Here is a 22,577-nt window from a genome sequence, read left to right on the forward strand (position 1 = left end):
GGAAAGCGAGAACGAGTATCGCCCGGTAGCGTTGATAGACCGGGACTGGGAGGAGCAGCATCATGAGCCCCAACGAACATTCGGACTCGGCGGCCTGGAGGGAACTCGAGGCCGTCCGCGCCGAGGCGGCTGCACTCCGGAGGCAACTCGCCGACTCGCCGGATCGCTCACGGGAATTGGAAGCGCGCGTTGATTCGCTGACAATTCGCAACACCAAACTCATGGACACCCTCAAGGAAGCGCGACAGCAACTCGTCGCTCTCCGTGAGGAAGTCGATCGGCTCGGTCAGCCACCGAGCGGTTACGGCGTTCTGCTTGGTGTATATGACGATCAGACGGTCGACGTGTTCACCTCAGGACGCAAGATGCGCTTGACGTGCTCGCCGAATATCGACACCGACACCCTCATCTACGGTCAAACCGTGCGTCTCAACGAGGCACTGACCGTGGTCGAGGCGGGCAAGTTCGAATCAATCGGCGAAATCGGCACGCTGCGCGAGATTCTCGACGACGGCCGTCGAGCACTGGTTGTCGGTCATGCCGACGAGGAGCGAGTGGTGTGGCTGTCCGGCCCGCTCTCCGCGCTCGTCGACGTGGACGATATGGAAGATCCGGATCGCCCCATTCGCAAACTGCGCCCGGGTGATTCGCTGCTGGTCGATACCAAGGCCGGTTTCGCCTTCGAGCGAATCCCCAAGGCAGAGGTCGAGGATCTCGTGCTGGAGGAGGTGCCCGATGTCGATTACCACGATATCGGCGGCCTCGGGCGCCAGATCGAGCAGATCCGCGATGCGGTGGAATTGCCGTTCCTGCACAAGGATCTGTTCCGCGAGTACGCGCTGCGGCCGCCCAAGGGTGTGCTGCTCTACGGCCCGCCCGGTTGCGGTAAGACGTTGATCGCCAAGGCTGTGGCGAATTCGCTGGCGAAGAAGATCGCCGAGGCGCGCGGTGAGGATGCCAAGGAAGCCAAGTCGTTCTTCCTGAACATCAAGGGCCCCGAGCTTCTGAACAAGTTCGTCGGTGAGACCGAGCGTCATATTCGGATCATCTTCCAGCGGGCTCGGGAGAAGGCCTCCGAGGGCACCCCCGTGATCGTGTTCTTCGACGAGATGGATTCGATCTTCCGCACCCGCGGTTCGGGTGTCTCCTCCGATGTGGAGACCACCGTTGTGCCGCAGCTGCTTTCGGAGATCGACGGCGTCGAGGGCCTGGAGAACGTCATCGTCATCGGCGCCTCCAACCGCGAGGACATGATCGACCCGGCCATCCTGCGGCCCGGCCGCCTGGACGTGAAGATCAAGATCGAGCGCCCGGATGCCGAAGCGGCACAGGACATCTTCTCCAAGTACCTCACCGAGACGCTGCCGCTGCACGCGGACGATCTCGCCGAATTCGATGGTGAGCGCGCCAAGTGCGTGAAGGCCATGATCGAGCGGGTGGTGGACCGGATGTACGCCGAGAGCGAGGACAACCGCTTCCTGGAGGTCACCTACGCCAACGGTGACAAGGAAGTCCTGTACTTCAAGGACTTCAACTCCGGCGCCATGATTCAGAACATCGTGGACCGCTCCAAGAAGTACGCCATCAAATCGGTTCTGGAATCGGGCAACCCGGGTCTGCGCATTCAGCACCTCTACGACTCCATCGTGGACGAGTTCGCTGAGAACGAGGACCTGCCCAACACCACCAATCCCGATGACTGGGCTCGCATCTCGGGCAAGAAGGGCGAGCGGATCGTCTACATCCGCACCCTGGTGACGGGCAAGAACGCCTCCGCCAGCCGCGCCATCGACACCGAGTCGAATACGGGTCAGTACCTGTAGATCGGAATCGTCAGGGGCGCGCCACCATTGGTGGCGCGCCCCTTTCGTATTTCCGGACCGGCGGGTTCGATATCGCATGCGGGTTTGTACCGTGCGGCGTATCGTATGCAGGCACGCCGCCACGGTCGCTGTGGTCGGCGAGAGCGTGTCGCGGGGGAGGGGTCCGGGTGCAATTCGCCCAGGGCAGTGTGGTTTCCGGCTATGTCATCGAGCGGGAGCTCGGCAGCGGCGGGATGGGTACGGTCTACCTCGCCCGGCATCCCCGTTTGGATCGGTTCGACGCGCTGAAGGTGCTGTCCGCCGAACGCAGCGGCGATGCCAACTTCCGATCCGGGTTCTTTCGTGAGGCCGAAATCGCCGCGCGCCTGCAACATCCGAATCTGGTGACGATTCACGATCGCGGCGAGCAGGACGGGCGGCTGTGGATCGCCATGCAGTATATCGCCGGGACGGATCTCGCCGGGCTGCTGCGGCAGGGTCCGCTCGATATCGAACGAGCGCTGCGCATTCTGGACGAGACGGCGGCGGGGCTCGACGAGATACATCGTGTCGGACTGCTGCATCGGGATGTGAAGCCCGCGAATATCTTGATCGCCCCGTCGAACGGTGGCGCGGAGCGGGTGCTGGTAACCGACTTCGGGATCGCCCGCGCCGCAGACGATTCCGCCACGCTGTCCGTACACGGCACGGTCGGGACGCTCGCGTACGCCGCGCCGGAACAGCTCGCCGGAGATCCGGTGGATCGCCGGGCCGACGTGTACGCCCTGGGTTGCACGCTGTACCAGATGCTCACCGGCACAGTTCCATTCCGGCGGGAGGGTGCGGGCGCGATCATCTACGCGCATCTGCACGATCCGCCGCCCCTTGTCTCGCAGCATGATTCGGCCTTGCCCAAGGCCCTGGACCGGGTGATCGCGACCGCTATGGCGAAACAGCCGGGGGATCGCTTCGAGAGCTGTGGCGCGTTCGCGGCCGCGGCGCGCGATGCCGTCTACGGCAGGGTGCGAACCTCGGCTCGATCGCGTCGACCGTGGCTGCTCGGTGCCGCGATCATCGCCCTGGTCGCCGCCGTCGCGGTGGCCGCGGCGCTCGTCACGAGCAGGGACGACGGTGCGGGGGCGCGGAAGTTCCTGGCAGTCGATCCCGCGAGTGTCGATCCGGATCGCTGGGGCGTGTACGGGTATATCGCCGAGCTGTTTCCCCGATTGCTCCCGCCCTCGCAGATCGGCGCGGGCTATCAGGAATTGTCCATCTGCCAGCCCATGGATGAGGGCGATCACCAGATCTCACTCTTCACCACGGTCGCCGAGGTGCGAATGGTGTGTCTCGGCAATCGTGATCCGGTGGAGGGCGTCGATGTGGTGTGCCGGACCGATCGAAAGGCGATTCTGCCCGGTCCGCTGCTCGACACCGTCGAGGGCGATGAATCCTGGCAGCGGTCCTCCGGCAAGGGGCATGTGTTCTGGGGGCACAGCCTGGATTCGGAGATCTTCATCTCGCATCCGCTGGGGCAGCCGATCGGTTTCCTCGAGGTGCTGTTCGAGGATTCGTATCGGAACTTCTGCCGGATACAGGTGGTGGGCGGGACCGGCGGCGCGGAACTGCGCGATCGCTGGTGGCGGGATGCGCCGCTGTGAGGGGGACGACCGTGCGGAGCGGTCACGTCCGTGTGCTGTTCGCCGTCGCACTCATGGTGCTGACGGTGGGCTGCACCGTTTCGGGGAAGCCGGAACCCGAACATGTCGACCTGGCGGCGCTGGATATGGGTCGCTACGGCAGCGTTCCGCTGGCGACTCCGGTGAACGACGCCGAGCGCTATGGCCGGGTACTGGAATCCGTGCGGCTCGGTGAGGCTCTGCTCGATCCGGTCGAAGCCGATCCGGCCCTGAACGTTCTGCTCGAGGGTGACAGTGTGGTACCGCTGCCGACTCCGGCGACGGCCACGGTGCTGCTGTCGGACGCGGTGCGTCCGGTACTGGAGCGTGAGGGCATGGTGGCCGGTGTGGCGACGGGCGCGCGCGATCGCGATTCGGCGACGGGCGCGGTGCGGGTCGGCGGGATGCGCCAACTGGTCGCGGTGGTGCTGCGCTTCGGCGATGCCGAGGCGGCGCGGCGGGCCGCCCGGGAAATCGATGCCGCGGACGCGGCGGTGAGCGCCGAGAACGTGGCGGTGAGCATCCCGGATCATCCTGGCGCGTACGGTCATTGGCGTCCCACCGCACCCACGCTGGCGGCGACGCTGGCAGAGGGTTCGTACGTGATCAGTCTGCTCGTGGCACATACCACCACCGATCTGGGCGCCCTGACGGACTTGGCGCACAAGGCTTTCAACGCGCAGTTGCCGCGCCTGCGAGAGTTCGTCGCCACCCCGCCGGAGCGTCTGACCCAGCTCGCGCTGGACCGGGACGGCATGCTCGCGCGCATGGTGCCGGAAGCACCCCGGCGCTGGACGTATCCGGCGGTGGCCATGACGACCACGCAGCGGATCGCGGGCTGGCAGGGCGGGTTGAATCCGGTGGGCATCGTTTTCGGGCCGCGCGCCACCTACCTGTCGTTCAAGCGCACCGCGGACGGGGGGATGGTCACGGACGCGGCGCAGAGCAAGCGAGATGCGTTCGCGCTCACCGGAACGACCGCGCTCATCCGATTCACCGATGTGAAGTCCGCCCGGTCCGCGTACGCCCGGGCGGTGCGCACCGATGTGGCGGCCGATGTCATACCGGGCCCTATCGGGCTGGCGGATGCGCAGTGCAAGCAGGCGTCCGACAAGCCTCCGATGGACACCGCCAGATTCACCTGCCGTGTTCTCTACGGCCGCTATATCGCGGTGCTGTCGGGTGCCGAGCGGACGAACACGCTACAGCGAGTCGCGGCACAGTACGGTCTGCTGGCGAGGGGCGACTAGCGCCATGGTGCGAATACTGAGTGCGGGAACGGTTTTCGCGGGATACCGGATAATCCGTATGCTCGGCAGCGGCGGCATGGGCGTGGTGTACCTGGCCGAACATCCGCGACTGCCGCGCGCCGATGCGCTCAAAGTGCTTGCCGCGGGCGATGAACCGGAGTTCCGCGCCAGATTCGCGCGGGAAGCCGATGTGCTGGCGCGGCTCGACCACCCGAATATCGTCGCGATCCGGGACCGCGGGGTCGAGGACGATTCGCAATGGATCGCAATGCAATTCGTCGATGGTGAGGATGCCGCGCAACTCATCGCCCGCCATCCGGGCGGTATCACTCCGGAATCGGCGGTGCGTATCGTCACCGACGCCGCCCGCGGACTGGACGAGGCGCATCGAGCCGGGGTGCTGCATCGGGACGTGAAACCGGCGAACATACTGTTGGAGTCACGCCCGGACGGTCCGCCACGGGTCTACGTCACCGATTTCGGGATTGCCGGTACGGCCGCGGAGTCCACCGTCCTGACCGATACCGGAACGATCCTGGTGACCCTCGCCTACGCCGCACCCGAACAGTTCACCGGGGTTGCCCGGGATCATCGGGCGGACGTGTACGCGCTGGGCTGCACCCTGTTCGAGCTGCTGACCGGTGCCAAGCCGTATCCGCACGCGGATGTCGTGCGGATCATGCGGGCGCATCTGACCGATCCGCCGCCCCGCCCGAGCGCGCACAATCCCGCTCTCCCGGCCGCACTCGACGAAGTGATCGCCTGTGCCCTGGCCAAGCGTCCAGATTCCCGGTATCGCTCATGCGGGGAACTGGCGGCGGCGGCCGCGGCGGCCTTCGATACGCCGAATGTCGGTGCCGCTGTGGCGCCCCTCCCCGCGCAGGTCCCGGCAATCGATCGGCCGCGTCGACGGCGCGCGATCCGAGCGCCGGTGGTCCTGGCCGTGGTCGTCGCGCTGGCGCTGGCGGGTGTGGGTTGGTTCGGATTCGCCGGGCGCACAGCGCATTCGCGCCCGAGTGCCGCCGCGCCGACCACGGCAGCGAGTCCCGTCCCGACCGTGACCTCGTCGGGTCAGGCGGGGCTGACCTGGGGTGCGTACGCGTTCATCGTGGCGGCGTTTCCGAAATTGCTGCCCGTGAGCCCCGTGGCCGGTGGATATCAGGGGATTCGGTGCCAGGTTGTGGACAAGGAGTGGAAGATGCTCGATCCGAATGTCCGGCCCGAGACGCTGGCCAGAATATTCTGCCGGGGCGATAAGAATCCGCTCAATACCCTGGCGGTGATTTGCAATACCAGTCGCACGCCGACCTCGCTGCGCGGATACCTGGGACAGGTGCAGCTCGGCGACACCCGTTGGCAGCGCGGCGCGGACAGCGGCCGAATCGTCTGGGGGAACGAGTCGATCGACGATTCGGATATGGGTTCGCTGGAGGTCGGATTCGACGATCCGGCGCGGAACTTCTGCTATCTGTCGGCTTTCGGCGGGGCGAACGGGCAGGAACTGGTGGATCGCTGGTGGCGCGATGTGCCGCTGTGAGGGGATGAGGTTCGACGGTGGTGGAGTTGCGTCCGGGCTCGGTATTCGGCGACTACCGGATAGAGCGGGTACTGGGCGGTGGCGGCATGGGAACCGTCTACGCGGCCCGGCATCCGCGCCTGCCGCGAGTGGACGCGCTCAAGGTGTTGTCGGCCGAACACGGTGACGATGTCGAGTTCCGGGCCAGATTCGCGCGCGAAGCGGATCTGACCGCGCGCCTGAATCACCCGAATATCGTCGCCGTCCATGATCGTGGGGTGGCGGAGGGGCGGTTGTGGATCGCCATGCAGCTCATCGACGGAACCGATGCCGCCGCCCTGCTGCGCCGGGGCGCGCTCGAACCGGAACGAGCGCTGCGTATTGTCAAGCAGGCGGCATCGGGACTGGATGAGGCGCATCGCGCGGGTGTAGTGCATCGAGACGTGAAACCGGCGAACCTACTGGTGGAATCTCGTCCAGGACAACCGGATCGGGTGCTCGTCACCGATTTCGGCATCGGTCGCGGTGCGGGCGGCACGGTGCTCACCGAGACCGGGACGGTGCTCGCCACGCTGGCGTACGCGGCTCCGGAACAGCTGGCCGCGGCCGCGATCGATGCGCGCACCGATGTGTACGCGCTCGGCTGCACGCTCTACGAACTGCTGACCGGTGCGAAACCCTTCCCGCGCCCGTCCGCGGTCGCGGTCATGCACGCACACCTGATGGATCCGCCGCCGCGGCCCACCGCGCTGAATCCGGCACTGCCGCAGGCGATCGACGATGTCATCGCCCGCGCCCTGGCCAAGCGGCCCGAGCACCGCTATCGGAGTTGCGGTGCCCTGGCCGCCGCTGCCGCCGCGGCATTGGGCATGGATGAGCCGGTCGTCCGACGGTATGGCGGATCGGCCGGTGGCGGTCAGGATCGGACCGCGATCACGTCGCCGTGGTGGGGGATTCGTGGTCGGCGCGGTCTCGCCGTCGGGGCGGTGCTGTCGGTCGCCGTACTGGGAGCCGTTGTGGCGTTGGCGATCTCGTCCGATCGGGTATCCGGTGGCGGGACTGCCGCACTCGCGACCACCGGCGCGACGAGCGGCGTGGCGGATACGGTGTCGCTGTGGGGCGGCTATTCCTATATCGCGCAAGCCTTTCCGGCGCTGTTGCCGTCCGCGCCGGAAAGTGCCGGTTATCAATCGATTCACTGTGCCGCATTGGATTCCGATAGCCGTCCGGCCGACATCGGCGTTCCGGCGACCGGCTCGAATCTGTTGTCCTGCAGCGGCAACAAGAATCCGGTGTATCTACTGACCGTGCGCTGCAATGCAGATCGCAGTGCGATGGATGCCCCGGAACTGGACTCCAAGGCGACGGGGGTCGGTGATCAGGCATGGCGGCGTGGCTCCGCGAGCGGACAGGTGCGCTGGGGTGATATGCCGAGTCCGGCCGGTGATCCGGCAGGAACGGTGGCGGTTTCGTTCGACGATGCGGCGCACCGGTTCTGCCGCCTGGTGGCCTACGGCGGTACCTCGGGTCAGGACCTTCTCGATCGCTGGTGGCGGGACGCGCCGATCTAATTCTGTTCGCGCGATATCGAATTCGCGGTGTCGAGTTCGGCGAGGATGTCGCGCAGGGTTTCGCGGCGGTCGGGGGAGAGGGTTGAGAAGAGGTCGCGGGCGGCTTGGACGCGGGCCTCGGACATGCGGGTGAGCAGGGTGCGGCCCGCGTCGGTGAGTTCTACGAGGGTGGCGCGGCGGTTGGTGGGGTCGGGGGTGCGGGTGAGCAGGCCCGCGGCTTCCAGGGCGTCCACGACGGTGGTGGCGGAGCGGGGGACGATGCCCAGGCGCTCGGCGAGGTCGGACATGCGCAGGGGTTCGGCCGCGCGGCTCAGGGTGCGCAGCGCGCGAGCCTGGGCGGGTGTCAGGCCCAGGGGGGCGAGGTTGGCCATCTGACTGTGCCGGATGCGTTTGGCGGTGCGCAGGAACAGGTCGGGCAGGTCGCCTTCGGATACCTTCTCCATATTGCTGAGCATAGCTCACTGTCATGTGGAATAATTGTGAGCCTAGCTCAGTTATGGGGAGAGATTCCCGTTGGAAGGAGGCGCCTATGGCTGCCCGATCCGAACTCCGCCGGATACTCCGGCTGTTCCATCCCTATCGTTCCCGGCTCGCCATCGTCGGCGTGCTGGTCGGCCTGTCCTCGATCGTGGGACTGGCCTCGCCGTTCATGGTGCGCGGGGTCATCGACACCGCGCTGCCGCAGGGGCGCACCGGACTGCTGACCGCGCTGGCGGCGGGCATGATCGCCGTCGCGGCGCTCACCGCCGTGTTCGGCGTCTGGCAGACCTATCTGTCGACCGCGGTCGGCCAGCGGGTCATGCATGATCTGCGGACCGCGGTCTACTCGCGGTTGCAGTCCATGCCGCTCGCGTTCTTCACCGCGACCCGCACCGGTGAGGTGCAGTCGCGGATCGCCAATGACATCGGCGGGATGCAATCGACGGTCACCTCGACCGCGACCTCGCTGATCTCCAATTTCACCTCGGTGTTCGCCGCCGTGATCGCCATGTTCGCGCTGGACTGGCGGCTCACCCTGGTATCGCTGCTCATGCTGCCGTTCTTCGTATGGATCAGTCGCAAGGTCGGTTCCGAGCGCCGCCGCATCACCGGGGAGCGGCAGAAGCAGCTGGTCGGCATGTCCGCGATCGTCGAGGAATCGCTGTCGGTGAGCGGAATCCTGTTGGGCCGCACCATGGGTCGCTCGCCCGCACTGGTCGATGATTTCTCCCGTGAGTCACGGGGCCTGGTGGACTTGGAGATTCGCTCCAATATGGCCGGTCGGTGGCGGCAGTCCACCATCACCATCGTGATGGCCGCCATGCCCGCGGTCGTCTACTGGGGGGCGGGATTGACTGTCGCGGCGGGACATCCGCTGGTGTCCATCGGCACGCTGGTGGCATTCACCACCCTGCAGGCCGGACTGCTGCGGCCCGCGGTCATGCTCCTGTCCACCGGTGTCGAGGTACAGAGTTCGCTGGCGCTGTTCGGGCGGATCTTCGAATATCTGGATCTGCGACCGGACATCGCCGAACCGGAGCATCCGGTGGCGCTGCCCGCCGCGGGCGTGACCGGCGCGGTGCGGTTCGATCGGGTCGGGTTCGCCTACGATCCCGCCGATCGGAATGTGCTGAACGATATCGATATCAACGTTCCCGCCGGGACCAGCCTGGCGATCGTCGGCGAAACCGGTTCGGGCAAGACGACTCTCGGCTATCTGGCCGCGCGGCTGTACGACGCGAGCACGGGTGCGGTCACCGTCGATGGAATCGATGTGCGGGACTTGAGTTTCGCGGATCTGTCCGCCACCGTCGGCGTGGTCTCCCAGGAGACCTACCTGTTCCACGCCTCGGTCGCGGAGAATCTGCGCTTCGCCAAACCCGATGCGACGGACGAGGAACTGTACGCCGCCGCGCGCGCCGCCCAGATCCACGAGCACATCGCTTCGCTGCCCGACGGCTACGACACCAAGGTCGGCGAGCGCGGTTACCGCTTCTCCGGCGGTGAGAAACAGCGCCTGGCGGTGGCGCGCGCCATCCTGCGCAATCCGCCGATCCTGGTGCTGGACGAGGCCACCAGCGCCCTGGACACCCGCACCGAACGCGAGGTCCAGGCCGCCATCGACGCGCTGTCGCAGGGCCGCACGACGATCACCATCGCGCACCGGCTCTCCACCATCCGCAATGCCGATCAGATCGTGGTACTCGACCACGGTCGCGTGGTGGAGCGCGGTACGCACGCGGAACTGCTGGCGAGCAACGGTTTCTACGCCGATCTGCTCGCCCGCGACGAGGTGCTGGCGGTGGCCTAACCGCTGCCCGGAATGAACCCCGGGTAGACGTAATGGCTGGCGCCGCCGCCCGGCGCGCCCGATCCGGTGAAGGACGGGAAGTTGAACGGCAGCGCGATCAGCTTGTGCGGGTTGCCGTCCGCGTCGGCCTGCCAGCAGCCCGTGGACACGCCGTGGAATCCGGTGCACACGATGCGCGTGCTGGTGCCGTACGGGGAGGTGAGCCGGGGGCTGGAATCGAGCGGATTCCAGTACCCGATATCGGTGGGTGTCAGGAAGTTCTTGGTCTCGATCACGTAGATCGGGCTGTTCGGCTGCTGCTGCGGCCAGTCATCGGCCGCCGCCACGCCCGCACCGAAGGCCAGGGCCGTTCCGGTCGCGGCCGCGGTGGCGGCGAGGCGGGTGATGTTTCGAACGCTTGTCTGCACTACCCCTCCATCGAATTCGAATGCCATACGGCGTCGATCATCCATCGTGCGCGCCCCGGCGAACGTTGCATCGTGATGTTCGTGTTGTCATAACCCGAGGTATCGCATACGGTCTACCTCGACCGTCGGGGGATTGTCGAGTGAACGAGTTCTGCTGGTGTGCAGCGTATTTGGCTGCATGACTGGATGATGGGCACCTGGAGGGGAAAGTCCTGATGCGTTTCGATTCCGCACGCCTGCTCGCGATGAGCGCGGCGGCTCTTGCCATTCCGCTCGCGGCCGCGGTGGCCGCCCCGCCGACGGCATCGGCCGCACCGATATCAGGTCCGGTGCATCGCGCGCCCGCCGGTGGCTTCGTGGAACTGATGGTTCCGTCGAGTATGGGCCCGGTCAAGGTGCAGGTGCAGTGGGCCAAACGCGGTGGCGGCTCGGCGCTGTATCTGCTCGACGGTATGGCGGCCCGGGACGATCGCAACGCCTGGTCCTTCGAAACCAATGCCCTGCAACAGTTCGGCGACGACGATGTCACCCTGGTGATGCCGGTCGGCGGCCAGTCCAGCTTCTACACCGATTGGGCCTCGGCCAGCAATACCAACGGCCAGAAGTACACGTACCGCTGGGAAACGTTCCTCACCAAGGAACTTCCCGATTTCCTCGCCGGCTACGGCGTCTCGCGCACCAATAACGCCGTGGTCGGCCTGTCCATGAGCGGCGGCGCGGCACTCATGCTTGCCGCCTTCCACCGTGACCAGTTCAAATTCGCCGGAACCTTCTCCGGAGCCCTGAACATCTCCGCCCCCGGTATGCGCGAAGCCGTTCGCGTCGCCGTATTGCGCTGGGGCGCATACAATATCGACGCCATGGCCGCCCCCTGGAGCCCCGCCTGGCTGCGCATGGACCCCTTCGTCTTCGCACCCCAGCTGAAGAACCTCCCCATGTACATCTCCGCGGGCAGCGCCCTGCCCGGCCCCGACGACCGCCCCGCGAGCGTGGCTCAGGTCTTCGACACCGGAGTCAGCATGGGCATCGAAGCGGTAGCCCTGGTCAACACCAGATCCTTCCAGGCCCGCCTGAATTCCCTCGGCATCCCCGCCACCTTCGACTTCCCCGCCTCCGGCATCCACACCTGGAAGTACTGGGAAGCCGAACTCTGGAAAGCCCGCCCCGCCATCCTGGCCGCGTTGCAGGCCTGATACTCATATCCGGCGGATGCGCCGGTAGGCCGGTGCTGCCGCTGCCGCCAAGGCCAAATGCGCTGCCAAATCAGCGATTTCGCTGTCATGCAGGGTGGCGATGGTGAGGCGGAGGTGGTCGGTGTCGGGGTGGTCGGTCACCTCGAAGGGGCCGCCGGGGGCGGCTTTGATGCCGGCGGCGGCGAGGGAGATCATGGCGGCGTTCTCGTCGGTGACGGGGAGCCAGAGGTTGATGCCGTCGCCTCGGGTGACCGGGAGGTGGTGGCGGTGCAGGGCTTTGCGCAGGGCGGTGGCTCGGGTGCGGTAGGTGGTGCGGGCGGTGGCCACGGTGGTGCGGGCGGTGTCGTCGGTGAGCATGTGGAGCAGGACGCGCTGCAGGAGGCGGCTGGTCCAGCCGGGGCCGAGCATGCGGCGTTCGATGATGGGGTCGAGGTAGGCGGCGGGGCCGCCCGCGACCGCGAGGCGCAGGTCCGCGCCGTGTGATTTGGAGTAGGAGCGGATGTGGACGGTGTGGGCGGGTAGGCGGCTGCCGAGCGAGCGGATGGGGGTGTGGGCGATGCCGTCCGAGTGATCGTCCTCGATGATCAGCAGGGGGGACGCGGTGAGGATGTCCGCGAGTTCGCGGACCCGGGTCGCGGAAAGGGAAGCGCCGGTCGGGTTTTGGGCTCGGGGCTGGAGTAGCAGCGCCACGGGGGAGTGGCGGGGGAGGGATTCGGCGAGATCGGCGGGCAGCGGACCGGATTCATCCATGCGGAGGGGGATGGGGCGTGCGCCGATGCGGGAGAGCAGGTCGAGGAAGGGCGGGAAGCACGGGTTCTCGACCAGTACCGCGTCGCCGAGGTGAATGTGGGCGGTGAGCAGGCGGTCGATGGCGTCCAAGGCCCCGTCCAGCACGGTGAAGCGTTCGGCGCGCATGGGCCAGTCGGCGCGCACCGTGGCTTCCAGTTCGGGCAGCACGGCCTCGCCCAGGTAGGTGGCGGAGAGATCATCGATGGCGTCCTCGCCGCCCAGGGCGCGCAGGGCCGCCGTCAGGTCGGGCAGTAGCGCCGGATCGGGGACACCGCGCGAGAGGTCGATGCGAAAGTTGTTGTCCGAGTGTGAATGCAGGCGCTGATAGCGGCCTGCGGCGGTGACCGGCACCGGCTGCGGCAGGGCGGCGACGAAGGTCCCGGCGCGTCCGCGCGCGCGAATGGCCCCCGCCGCGGCCAGGGCGCGCCAGGCCTGAGTGACCGTGGCGGGGGAGACCTTCAGCACCCGGGAGACCTCGCGAACCGTGGGCAGCCGGGTGCCCGGCGCCAGCGCGCCGGACCGAATACGGCGGCTGACGGCGGCGGCGATGCCCGCGGCGGTGCGGTCGTGCACCCCCGACAGGAATTCGATGGCCGCCGGACCGGCCGGGGCCGGATCGGCGCTGGGCGCGTCGTCCGGGACCGTGGGGCCGAGTTCCGTTGTCACGCTTTCATTCTGCGTTGACGCATGCCGGGTGACGGGTGCGGTCCGCAAGATTTACGGTCACGAAACTGTTTCCGTCAACATGTAACACAACGAAATTCGTTTCGGGTGCAGTATCACAAAGTATGGCAATCGTTCGAGCTGCGCTGGTCCAGACGAACTGGACCGGCGACAAAGAGTCCATGATCAAGGCGCATGAGGACTATGCGCGGCAGGCCGCTGCGGCCGGGGCGAAGGTGATCTGCTTCCAGGAGCTGTTCTACGGGCCGTATTTCTGCCAGGTCCAGGATGCCAAGTTCTACGACTACGCCGAATCCGTGCCCGGCCCCACGGTGGACCGGTTCGCCGCGCTGGCGCGCGAGCTGGGCATGGTGATGGTGCTGCCGGTGTACGAGCAGGAGCAGTCGGGACTGCTGTACAACACCGCCGCCGTCATCGATGCCGACGGCAGCTACCTCGGCAAATACCGCAAGCACCATATTCCGCAGGTCAAGGGCTTCTGGGAGAAGTTCTACTTCCGCCCCGGCAATTCCGGCTGGCCCGTCTTCGATACCGCGGTCGGCAAGGTCGGCGTCTACATCTGCTACGACCGGCACTTCCCGGAGGGCTGGCGGGCGCTGGGCCTGGCGGGCGCGGAGATCGTATTCAATCCCTCGGCCACCTCGCGCGGACTGTCGAGTTATCTCTGGAAGCTGGAACAGCCCGCCTCGGCGGTGGCCAACGAGTACTACATCGGCGCGATCAACCGGGTCGGCATCGAGGAACTCGGCGATGACGATTTCTACGGCACCAGCTATTTCGTCGATCCGGAAGGCAAATTCGTCGGTGAGGTCGCCTCGGACACCAGCCCGGAACTGGTGGTGCGCGATCTCGATATGGATCTGATCAAAGTGGTGCGCGATCGCTGGGCCTTCTACCGCGACCGCCGCCCGGACGCCTACGGACCGCTGGTGAACCCCTGATGACGCGCACATTCATTCACGGCGGAACGGTGGTGTCGCCCACCGGTTCCCAACTCCTCGACGTACTCATCGACGGGGAAACCATTGCGGCTGTTGTACAACCGGGCAGTACGGCGCTCGGGACCGATCTGGCCGCCGCCTCCGATACGGTGATCGACGCCACCGGCAAATACGTGATTCCCGGTGGCGTGGACGCGCATACGCATATGCAGATGCCGTTCGGCGGCACCGAAGCCTCGGACACCTTCGAGACCGGCAGTCGCGCCGCCGCCTGGGGCGGCACCACCACCTTCGTGGACTTCGCCATCCAGAAACCCGGTGAGCGCGTTCAGGACAGTCTCGCGCTGTGGCATCGGAAGGCCGCCGGGCAGTGCGCCATCGACTACGGCTTCCACCAGATCATCGGTGACGTCAATGCCGAATCCCTCAAGGGCATGAGCGAATTGGTGTCCGAGGGCGTCACCAGTTTCAAACTGTTCATGGCGTATCCGGGCGTCTTCTACTCCGATGACGGGCAGATCCTGCGCGCCATGCAGACCGCCGGTGAGCTGGGCGCGGTGCTGATGATGCACGCGGAGAACGGCATCGCCATCGATGTGCTCGTCGAACAGTCGATCGCGCGCGGTGACACCGCACCGTACTTCCACGGCACCAGTCGCCCTTGGCAATTGGAGGAGGAGGCCACCCACCGCGCCATCATGCTGGCGAATGTGACCGGTGCGCCGCTGTACGTGGTGCACGTCTCGGCGAAACAGGCCCTGGAACAGATCGCGACCGCACGCGGTAAGGGGCAGAACGTCTTCGGTGAGACCTGTCCGCAATACCTCTACCTCTCACTCGAAGAGCAGTTGGGCGCACCGGGTTTCGAGGGCGCGAAATGGGTGTGCTCGACCCCGCTGCGCTCCCGGGAGGAAGGGCATCAGGACGAGCTGTGGCGGTATATCCGCACCGGTGACGTCGCCAATGTCGCCACCGATCACTGCCCGTTCTGTATGAAGGGCCAGAAAGAGCTGGGGCTCGGCGATTTCAGCAAGATCCCCAATGGCATCGGCGGTGTCGAACATCGAATGGATCTGATGTTCCAGGGCGTCAAGGACGGTCGCATCTCGCTGGAGAAGTGGGTGGAGATCTGCTGCACCACACCCGCGCGCATGTTCGGCATGTACCCGCGCAAGGGCATCATCAGCCCCGGCGCGGACGCGGATGTGGTGATCTACGACCCCAACGGGCACACCAGCATCGGGGTGGACAAGACCCATCACATGAATATGGATTACTCCGCCTACGAGGGCTTCGAGATCGACGGGCATGTGGACACGGTGCTCTCGCGTGGCCGGGTGATCGTCGACGGCGGGCAGTACCTGGGTGCGGCCGGACACGGCCGGTTCGTCAAACGCGCACTGTCACAGAACCTCATCTGACGCGAAGGGAGTGTGCGGGATGGATATCGGAGTGGTGCTGCAATGCACGCCGCCCGCGTCACGGGTGGTCGAACTCGCGAGAGTGGCCGAGACGCACGGGTTCTCGCACGTGTGGACATTCGATTCGCATCTGCTGTGGCAGGAGCCGTACGTCATCTACAGCCAAATCCTGGCCGTGACCCGCAAAGTCGTGGTCGGGCCGATGGTGACCAATCCGGCCACCCGGGATTGGACGGTCACCGCCTCGACCTTCGCCACCCTCAACGAGATGTTCGGCAATCGCACCATCTGCGGTATCGGACGCGGTGATTCGGCGGTGCGCACCCTGGGCGGGCGGCCGTCGAATCTGGCGACGCTGCGCGAATCCATCGGTGTCATCAGGGAACTCGGCAATGGTCGTGAGGTCACCATCGGTGACACCACGGTGCGACTGCCGTGGGCGGGCGATTCCCGCCTGCCGGTGTGGGTGGCCGGATATGGCCCGCGCGCACTGGATCTCACCGGCGAGGTGGCCGACGGCTTCATCCTCCAGCTCGCCGATCCGGATATCACCGCGTGGACCATCGCGCGGGTGCGGGCGGCGGCCGAGCGCGCGGGGCGCGATCCGAACGAGGTGACCATCTGTGTCGCGGCACCCGCGTACATCACCGATGGCACCGAGGCCGGGCTGAAACACGCCCGGGAGCAATGCCGTTGGTTCGGCGGCATGGTCGGCAATCACGTCGCCGATATCGTCGCCAAATACGGTGCCGACAGCGAGATTCCGGCCGCGCTGACCGAATACATCGCGGGGCGGCAGGGTTACGACTACAACCAGCACGGCCGAGCGGGAAACACACACGCGGACTTCGTCCCCGATGCCATCGTGGACCGCTTCTGCGTCCTCGGCACACCCGATGAACACCTGGCGCGGCTCCGCGAGCTGGAAGCCCTCGGCGTCGACCAGTTCGCGGTGTACCTGCAACACGATGCCAAGACCTCGACACTCGAGGCCTATGGCGAATCAGTGCTACCACGCCTGGCCCATCCCGTGACGGCGACCAGCGCATGACCGATTCATCGACGCTGACCGCGGCGGCCGCGCTCGAACCCGCCGCGGTCGTCCGGCCCATGCGACGGCGTGCCCCGGTGCGCGGAGCGGCAACGCTGCGCGCGCTCGGGTATCCGGTCGCCGCGTTCGTATTGCTGCTCGCCGCATGGGAATTGGTGAAAACGCTGGTGCCGGAGAACGGTGTCAGCATCGGGGATCAGCGGATACTGCCGCGCACTTCGGACGGCGCACTGCCGCATGTATGGGCGGTGCTCACCGTACTGGGGGAGAAGGACGGTAAGCGGTCGGTCGGCGCGACCCTGCTGCACACCGCCGGATTCACCCTCGGCCTGGCACTGCTGGCGCTCGTGCTGGGCACCGTGGTCGGTATCGCGCTGGCGGTGCTCATGCAGCGGTTCTCGGTCATCGAGCGCGGACTACTGCCGTATGTGATCGTCTCCCAGACGGTTCCGCTCATTGCGCTCGCACCACTGGTCGCGGGCTGGGGCGGGCGGGTGGTCATCGCGGGCCAGCCCTGGAAACCGTGGATGAGCATCGTCGTGATCGCCGCGTACCTGGTGTTCTTCCCCGTCGCCATCGGCATGCTGCGCGGCTTGCAGTCGCCCGCCAGGGCTTCGGTCGAACTGCTGCACAGCTGCGCGGCCGGATGGTGGCGCACACTGCTGCATCTGCGCCTGCCCGCCGCCGTCCCGTATCTGCTGCCCGCACTCCGATTGGGCGCGGCCGCCGCCGTGATCGGGGTGGTGGTGGCCGAGATATCCACCGGCACCGCGGGCGGTATCGGCCGCCAGATCATCGTTTTCTCGCAGCAGTCCACCGGTAATGCGGCCCGGCTCTACGCGGCGGTCATCGCGGCGGCGCTGCTCGGGGTGGTGCTCACCGCGCTGGTGGGGCTGGCCGAGTTCGCCCTGCGCCGCTACAGCAGACCAGGTCATTCTTCAGGAGATACCCGTTGACCGTCGAACCCTCGCTATCCGAAAAAACATCGACCACAACGGATTCCGTGCCCGCCGTGGAATTGGACGCGGTCGGGAAGATCTTCACCGCCGGAGCGGTGACCGCGCTCGAACAGGTGAGCCTGACCGTCGCCGCGGGCGAATTCGTCTCGCTCATCGGACCTTCCGGATGCGGTAAATCCACACTGCTGCGCATTGTCGCCGATCTCGAACAACCCAGTTCGGGAACCGTTGTGGTGCACGGTAAGACAGCGCGGCAGGCGCGCCTGGACCAGGACTACGGCATCGCCTTCCAGCAAGCGGGCCTGCTGGACTGGCGGACCGTGCAGGAAAACGTCGAGCTCCCACTGCAATTGCACGGAATCGGCAAACGCGAGCGGCGCGCCCGCAGCGCCGAACTGCTGGAGATCACCGGGCTCACCGACTTCGCGCGCCGCTATCCGGCCGAACTGTCCGGCGGTATGCAGCAGCGCGTCGCCATCGCCCGGGCATTGGCTCGCAAACCACCACTACTGCTCATGGACGAACCGTTCGGCGCGCTCGACGAGATGACGCGCGAGCGCATGCAGGGCGAACTGCTGCGCATCGCCGAAGAGACCGGCGCGGCGGTCATTTTCGTGACGCACTCGATTCCCGAAGCGGTCTTCCTCTCCGATCGCGTGGTGGTCATGACACCGCGGCCCGGACGCATCACCGCCGTCCTCGATACCGGCGGCTGGGATCGCGATACCGACACCGATGTGCGCTCCAGCGACGCCTTCTTCGCCTCGGTCGCGGCCGTGCGCGCCGCGTTGCACGAGGGTCACGGCACCGATCCGCAGGACACCCCGGGACGGGATATCCGGTGACTCGACTGCTCAGAACCGCGCTGCCGCCGGTGCTCTTCGGCATCACCATTCTCGTGCTCTGGCAGGTGCTGACCGTCGCGGCCGGGGTGCCATCCTTCCTGCTGCCGTCACCGTCCGCGATCGCCGATGCCTTCACCGGCAATTTCGACGCGATCGTCAAGGCCGCCACCGCGACCGGAACCAATGCGCTCATCGGCCTGATCGTCGGGAGCTGGTTCGGAATCGCCGCCGCCATGCTGGCGGTGCGCTTCGAGGTGGTGGGCGGACTGCTCGGCGCACTCGCCGCCGGTGCCGCGGCCGTGCCCATCGTGGCGCTGGCCCCGCTGCTGAACTCCATGTACTCGACCACCACCGATCTACCGCGCCGGCTGGTCGCCGCCATCGTGGTGTTCTTCCCCGTATTCGTCAGCACCGCACGGGGATTGCGTCAGGTCCCGCGTGTACAGCACGACCTCATGACCGCCTACGCCGCCACCGGCTGGCAGATCACCCGCACCGTGCGATTGCCCGCCGCGCTGCCGCATCTGTTCACCGGCCTGCGCATCGCGGCACCGGGCGCGGTGATCGCCGCCATCATCGCCGAATACTTCGGCGGTCTGCAGCACGGATTGGGCAGCCGGATCACCTCGGCCGCGGCCAATACCGCGTACCCCCGCGCCTGGGCCTATGTGGTCGCCGCCATGGTGCTCGGCCTGCTCTTCCTGGCCGCGGTCCTGCTGCTCGAACAACTCACCCGCCGACCCCGCACCACCCTCTGGAGATCCGAATGAGAAGTACCGCACACAAATACCGATTCCGGGCCTGTCTGGCCGTCGCGGCGCTGGGCTTGGCAGCGCTGACGGCGTGCAGCACCACCGACAGCACCACCACCTCCGACGGCCTGACCAAAGTGAAGCTGCAACTGCAGTGGTTCAAACAGGGACAGTTCGCCGGGTATCTGGCGGCGGTCGACCAGGGTTTCTACAAGGAACAGGGTCTGGACGTCGAAATCCTCGACGGCGGAACCGATATCGTGCCGCAGACCGTGCTGGCACAGGGGCAGGCCGACTATGCCATCGCGTGGGTGCCCAAGGCGCTGGCGTCGCGCGAGGCCGGGGCGGGCATCACCGATGTGGCGCAGATCTTCCAGCGCTCGGGCACCAAACAGGTGTCGTTCAAGAACGCGGGCATCAACGCTCCGGCGGATCTGCGCGGTAAGAAGGTCGGAAACTGGGGCTACGGCAATGAGTTCGAGCTCTTCGCGGGGATGACCAAGGTCGGTATCGATCCGGCCAAGGACGTCAAACTCGTGCAGCAGCAGTTCGATATGAACGCCTTCCTCGCGCACGATATCGATGCGGCACAGGCGATGTCGTACAACGAGTACGCGCAGCTGCTGGAAACCAAGAACCCGGCGACCGGAAAGCTCTACACCGCGGACGATTTCGCCGCCCTGGACTGGAATGATCAGGGCGTGGCCATGTTGCAGGACGCCATCTGGGCCAATACGTCCAAGCTGAAGGACACCAAATACGCCGATCAGACGGTGAAGTTCATCGCCGCCTCGCTCAAGGGCTGGGCGTTCTGCCGCGACAATGTCGATAAATGCCGCGATATCACCGTCGCCGCCGGGTCCACGCTCGGCGCGAGCCATCAGCAGTGGCAGATCACCGAGGTCAACAAACTCATCTGGCCCTCGCCCAACGGTATTGGCCTGATGGACAAGGCCGCATGGGATCGGACGGTATCGATCGCCAAGACCGCCCGCAATCAGGAGGGAGCGACCGTGCTCACCAAGGATCCGGACGCGGACGCCTATACGACCGAATACGCCACCAAGGCCCTCGATCTGCTGAAGTCGCAGGGCCTGGATGTGACCGGCAGCGGGTACACCGCACAGCCAGTGACCCTGACCGAGGGCGGTAAATAACCAGCTCACCGGCTTGATCGTGCCCGTCGTCCCGCGCTTCGCGCCCGGGGCGGCGGGCACCCCTGTTTTCTGGGGCTTCCCCTAGGTTGACCGTCTGTCATAAAATTTGGCCGTGCGGTCAGAAAATGAGCCAGACGGTCAGCCGAGGTCGTTCATCGAGGAGGCGCGGCGACGGCAGATCATCGCCGCGGCCGTCGAGGTGATCTCCGAATTCGGTTACGGCAATGCCTCACTGGCTCGGATCGCCAAACACGCCGGAATCTCGAAGGGCGTCATCTCCTACCACTTCGACGGTAAGGACGATCTGATGACGCAGCTGGTCATCCAGCTGTACGTCTCCGGGGCGGAGTACATGACCCCGATCATCGGTGCCGCGCCGGGCTGGCGTGGCAAGGTACTGGCGTACATCGAATCCAATCTGGAGTTCATCGCCGCCAATAAGCGCTATGTGGCCGCCATGACCGATGTGGTGCTCAATCTGCGTGACGCCGAGGGCAAATCGCGGTTCGTGAACGTGGAGAGCGCGCGGGAGATCCTGCGGCCCATCGCGGACATGCTGCGAGAAGGGCAGCGCGAGGGCGAGTTCGGGGACTTCGATCCGATTCTGATGGCGAAATCCATTCGCGATGCCATCGACGGCACCGGCGGGCGGGTCATCAATGAACCGGATTTCGACGCGCGTGCGTACGCGGCACACGTGTGCCGCATTTTCGATCTGGCTACGGGCAAACCGGGGGAGTAATGACAAGAACACTGGATATCGAAGTGACACGGCAGGATTCGGCGGATGAGTTACCGCCGTTCGCGCTCGGCTGGGTGAGCGCCATCGCCGCGATCGGCGCGCTGGCGCTACTGGCCACCCTGGGCCAGTACGGATTCTTCGGCGATGAACTGTATTTCGTCTCGGCCGGGCATCGGCTCGCGCTGAGCTACGCCGATCAGGGGCCGCTGGTGCCCGCCATCGCCTGGTTCATGGATCTGCTCGCACCGGGATCGATGGTGGCGCTGCGGCTTCCGTCGGTGCTGCTCACCGTGGCGGCCCTGGTGGTGAGCGCGCTGATCGCCCGTGAACTCGGCGGCTCCCGCGCGGCGCAGGTGCTCACCGCCCTGGCCTATCTCACCTCGCCGTTTTTGCTGGTGCAGGGAACCCAGTTGTCCACCAACAGCATCGACACCGCGTTCTGGGTGTTCATCAGCTGGCTGGTGATCCGCTGGGTGCGCACTCGGCAGGACAGTCTGCTGCTGTGGGCGGCAGTGGTGACCGCACTGGATCTGCAGGTGAAATGGCTGGTGCCGTTCCTGTGGGGCGCGATCGCCATCGGGGTGCTCTGTTTCGGGCCGCGCGAGCTGCTGCGCCGCCCGGTGCTGTGGGCGGGTGCGGCCGGTGTCGCGATGACCATGGTGCCCAGCCTGATCTGGCAGGCCCGGCACGGCTGGCCGCAGCTGGGCATGGGTGCGCAGGTGGCATCCGAACAGGCCGATATCGGCGGGCGCGCGATGTTCGTGCCCATGGCCCTCGCCTCGGCGGGCGTACTGGGCGCGGTATTGCTGCTGGGCGGCATCGTGGCGCTGCTGCGCATGCCCGAGCTGCGGCCCTACCGGTTCCTCGGGCTGGTGCCGGTGCTGCTGACCATCGCCTTCGTGATCACCGGCGGCCGTGCGTATTACGTGGTCGGCTGCTACGCCGCGGTGATGGCGGCCGGTGCGGTCTTCGCCACTCGCCACGGTATCGCCGGGTGGCGGCGCTGGGTGGGTGGCGCGCTGGCGGTGGTGTCGGTGGCGGTCCTCGCGCTGACGCTGCCGCTGCAACCGGAATCGAAGGTGAAACCCGCTGCGTCCGAACAGGATGCGTGGATGAGCCTGAGCGTATACGGCCGGTTCGGCTGGGAGGACCTGGCGCAGGCGACCGAGGCCGCCTATCAGGCGCTGCCCGCGCCGGAGCGGGAGCGTGCGGTGATCATCACCGATTCCTACTGGCAGGCAAGCGCATTGGACCTGGATCGGGCCAAGCATGGACTGCCGCCCGTTTACAGTCCCAATCGAGGGTTCGGTTACTTCGGCACCCCGCCGGATGATGCCACCACGGTGATCTGGGTCGGCGGTGACGGCGGTGAACCGCGCTCGCGGTGCGAGCAGGTCAGCGATATCGGCAGAGCCGATGCGCGACTGGGGATTCCGGGCGTCACCCGCGATATCACCCTCCGGCGCTGCGACCACCCGCGCGCACCGTGGTCGCGCGAGTGGCCGACTATGTTGCGGCTGGGGTGAATCCG

The 22,577-nt window shown here is 66.5% G+C and carries 19 protein-coding genes; 16 read left to right on the forward strand and 3 right to left on the reverse strand.

The features are described 5' to 3' along the window. Positions 1 to 62: 62 nt before the first annotated feature. The 5 genes from arc (at position 63) to AB0L82_RS11350 (ending at position 7,815) form a co-directional block, all read left to right on the forward strand. A complete protein-coding gene (arc, locus tag AB0L82_RS11330; protein ID WP_364633933.1) occupies positions 63 to 1,823 on the forward strand; it encodes a proteasome ATPase in 1,761 nt (586 codons plus the stop codon). A gap of 167 nt (positions 1,824 to 1,990) precedes the next feature. Beyond that, a complete protein-coding gene (locus AB0L82_RS11335) occupies positions 1,991 to 3,460 on the forward strand; it encodes a serine/threonine-protein kinase (protein WP_364633934.1) in 1,470 nt (489 codons plus the stop codon). Positions 3,461 to 3,471: 11 nt separating this feature from the next. Next, a complete protein-coding gene (locus tag AB0L82_RS11340) occupies positions 3,472 to 4,728 on the forward strand; it encodes a hypothetical protein (RefSeq protein WP_364633936.1) in 1,257 nt (418 codons plus the stop codon). 4 nt (positions 4,729 to 4,732) lie between these two features. Continuing rightward, the gene (locus tag AB0L82_RS11345) at positions 4,733 to 6,265 is read left to right on the forward strand and encodes a serine/threonine-protein kinase (protein WP_364633938.1); all 1,533 of its coding nucleotides are present in this window, start codon (positions 4,733 to 4,735) and stop codon (positions 6,263 to 6,265) included. A 17-nt stretch (positions 6,266 to 6,282) separates the two neighbouring features. Continuing rightward, a complete protein-coding gene (locus tag AB0L82_RS11350) occupies positions 6,283 to 7,815 on the forward strand; it encodes a serine/threonine-protein kinase (RefSeq protein WP_364633940.1) in 1,533 nt (510 codons plus the stop codon). Here the strand turns inward: AB0L82_RS11350 and AB0L82_RS11355 are convergent. Continuing rightward, positions 7,812 to 8,258 carry a MarR family transcriptional regulator gene (locus AB0L82_RS11355; RefSeq protein ID WP_364633941.1) on the reverse strand — a complete coding sequence of 149 codons (447 nt, stop codon included), beginning with the start codon at positions 8,256 to 8,258 and terminating at the stop codon, positions 7,812 to 7,814. The two genes, AB0L82_RS11350 and AB0L82_RS11355, sit on opposite strands and share 4 nt — an antisense overlap. Positions 8,259 to 8,344: 86 nt before the next feature. Here AB0L82_RS11355 and AB0L82_RS11360 point away from each other — a divergent pair, with 86 nt between their 5' ends. After that, positions 8,345 to 10,105 (forward strand): ABC transporter ATP-binding protein, encoded by a 1,761-nt coding sequence (locus AB0L82_RS11360; protein WP_364633943.1) that lies wholly within the window; start codon positions 8,345 to 8,347, stop codon positions 10,103 to 10,105. On the opposite strand, the gene AB0L82_RS11365 is transcribed toward AB0L82_RS11360, so the two are convergent. Continuing rightward, a complete protein-coding gene (locus tag AB0L82_RS11365; RefSeq protein ID WP_364633944.1) occupies positions 10,102 to 10,512 on the reverse strand; it encodes a hypothetical protein in 411 nt (136 codons plus the stop codon). The two genes, AB0L82_RS11360 and AB0L82_RS11365, sit on opposite strands and share 4 nt — an antisense overlap. Before the next feature lie 215 nt (positions 10,513 to 10,727). On the opposite strand from AB0L82_RS11365, the gene AB0L82_RS11370 reads away from it, so the two are divergent. Beyond that, positions 10,728 to 11,705: an alpha/beta hydrolase family protein gene (locus AB0L82_RS11370; protein ID WP_364633946.1), complete on the forward strand. Its 978-nt coding sequence runs from the start codon at positions 10,728 to 10,730 to the stop codon at positions 11,703 to 11,705. 3 nt (positions 11,706 to 11,708) lie between these two features. Here AB0L82_RS11370 and AB0L82_RS11375 read toward each other — a convergent pair whose 3' ends face one another. Continuing rightward, on the reverse strand, positions 11,709 to 13,160 hold the full coding sequence (locus tag AB0L82_RS11375) for an aminotransferase class I/II-fold pyridoxal phosphate-dependent enzyme (RefSeq protein ID WP_364633948.1): 1,452 nt from the start codon (positions 13,158 to 13,160) through the stop codon (positions 11,709 to 11,711). A gap of 122 nt (positions 13,161 to 13,282) precedes the next feature. Here AB0L82_RS11375 and AB0L82_RS11380 point away from each other — a divergent pair, with 122 nt between their 5' ends. The 9 genes from AB0L82_RS11380 to AB0L82_RS11420 all read left to right on the forward strand — a co-directional run bounded on the left by AB0L82_RS11380 (position 13,283) and on the right by AB0L82_RS11420 (position 22,572). Then, entirely contained in the window at positions 13,283 to 14,119 is an 837-nt protein-coding gene (locus AB0L82_RS11380; protein WP_364633950.1) for a nitrilase-related carbon-nitrogen hydrolase, read from the forward strand. Then, complete coding sequence (gene hydA, locus AB0L82_RS11385; protein WP_364633952.1) at positions 14,119 to 15,540, forward strand: dihydropyrimidinase; 1,422 nt, start codon at positions 14,119 to 14,121, stop codon at positions 15,538 to 15,540. The genes AB0L82_RS11380 and hydA overlap by 1 nt, the downstream gene beginning before the upstream one ends. A 19-nt stretch (positions 15,541 to 15,559) precedes the next feature. Continuing rightward, on the forward strand, positions 15,560 to 16,591 hold the full coding sequence (locus AB0L82_RS11390; RefSeq protein WP_364633954.1) for a TIGR03842 family LLM class F420-dependent oxidoreductase: 1,032 nt from the start codon (positions 15,560 to 15,562) through the stop codon (positions 16,589 to 16,591). Next, positions 16,588 to 17,547, forward strand: a complete 960-nt coding sequence (locus tag AB0L82_RS11395; RefSeq protein WP_364633956.1) for an ABC transporter permease subunit — start codon at positions 16,588 to 16,590, stop codon at positions 17,545 to 17,547. The genes AB0L82_RS11390 and AB0L82_RS11395 overlap by 4 nt, the downstream gene beginning before the upstream one ends. Beyond that, on the forward strand, positions 17,544 to 18,395 hold the full coding sequence (locus AB0L82_RS11400) for an ABC transporter ATP-binding protein (RefSeq protein WP_364633958.1): 852 nt from the start codon (positions 17,544 to 17,546) through the stop codon (positions 18,393 to 18,395). The genes AB0L82_RS11395 and AB0L82_RS11400 overlap by 4 nt, the downstream gene beginning before the upstream one ends. Next, positions 18,392 to 19,165: an ABC transporter permease subunit gene (locus tag AB0L82_RS11405; protein ID WP_364633960.1), complete on the forward strand. Its 774-nt coding sequence runs from the start codon at positions 18,392 to 18,394 to the stop codon at positions 19,163 to 19,165. The genes AB0L82_RS11400 and AB0L82_RS11405 overlap by 4 nt, the downstream gene beginning before the upstream one ends. Further along, positions 19,162 to 20,304 (forward strand): ABC transporter substrate-binding protein, encoded by a 1,143-nt coding sequence (locus tag AB0L82_RS11410; RefSeq protein ID WP_364633962.1) that lies wholly within the window; start codon positions 19,162 to 19,164, stop codon positions 20,302 to 20,304. Before AB0L82_RS11405 ends, AB0L82_RS11410 begins: the two co-directional genes overlap by 4 nt. A 112-nt stretch (positions 20,305 to 20,416) precedes the next feature. Next, a complete protein-coding gene (locus AB0L82_RS11415) occupies positions 20,417 to 21,046 on the forward strand; it encodes a TetR/AcrR family transcriptional regulator (RefSeq protein WP_364633963.1) in 630 nt (209 codons plus the stop codon). Beyond that, positions 21,046 to 22,572 (forward strand): glycosyltransferase family 39 protein, encoded by a 1,527-nt coding sequence (locus tag AB0L82_RS11420; protein WP_364633965.1) that lies wholly within the window; start codon positions 21,046 to 21,048, stop codon positions 22,570 to 22,572. Before AB0L82_RS11415 ends, AB0L82_RS11420 begins: the two co-directional genes overlap by 1 nt. The last annotated feature ends 5 nt before the right edge of the window (positions 22,573 to 22,577 follow it).

This window comes from Nocardia sp. NPDC052001, assembly GCF_040680615.1.
GTDB lineage: Bacteria > Actinomycetota > Actinomycetes > Mycobacteriales > Mycobacteriaceae > Nocardia.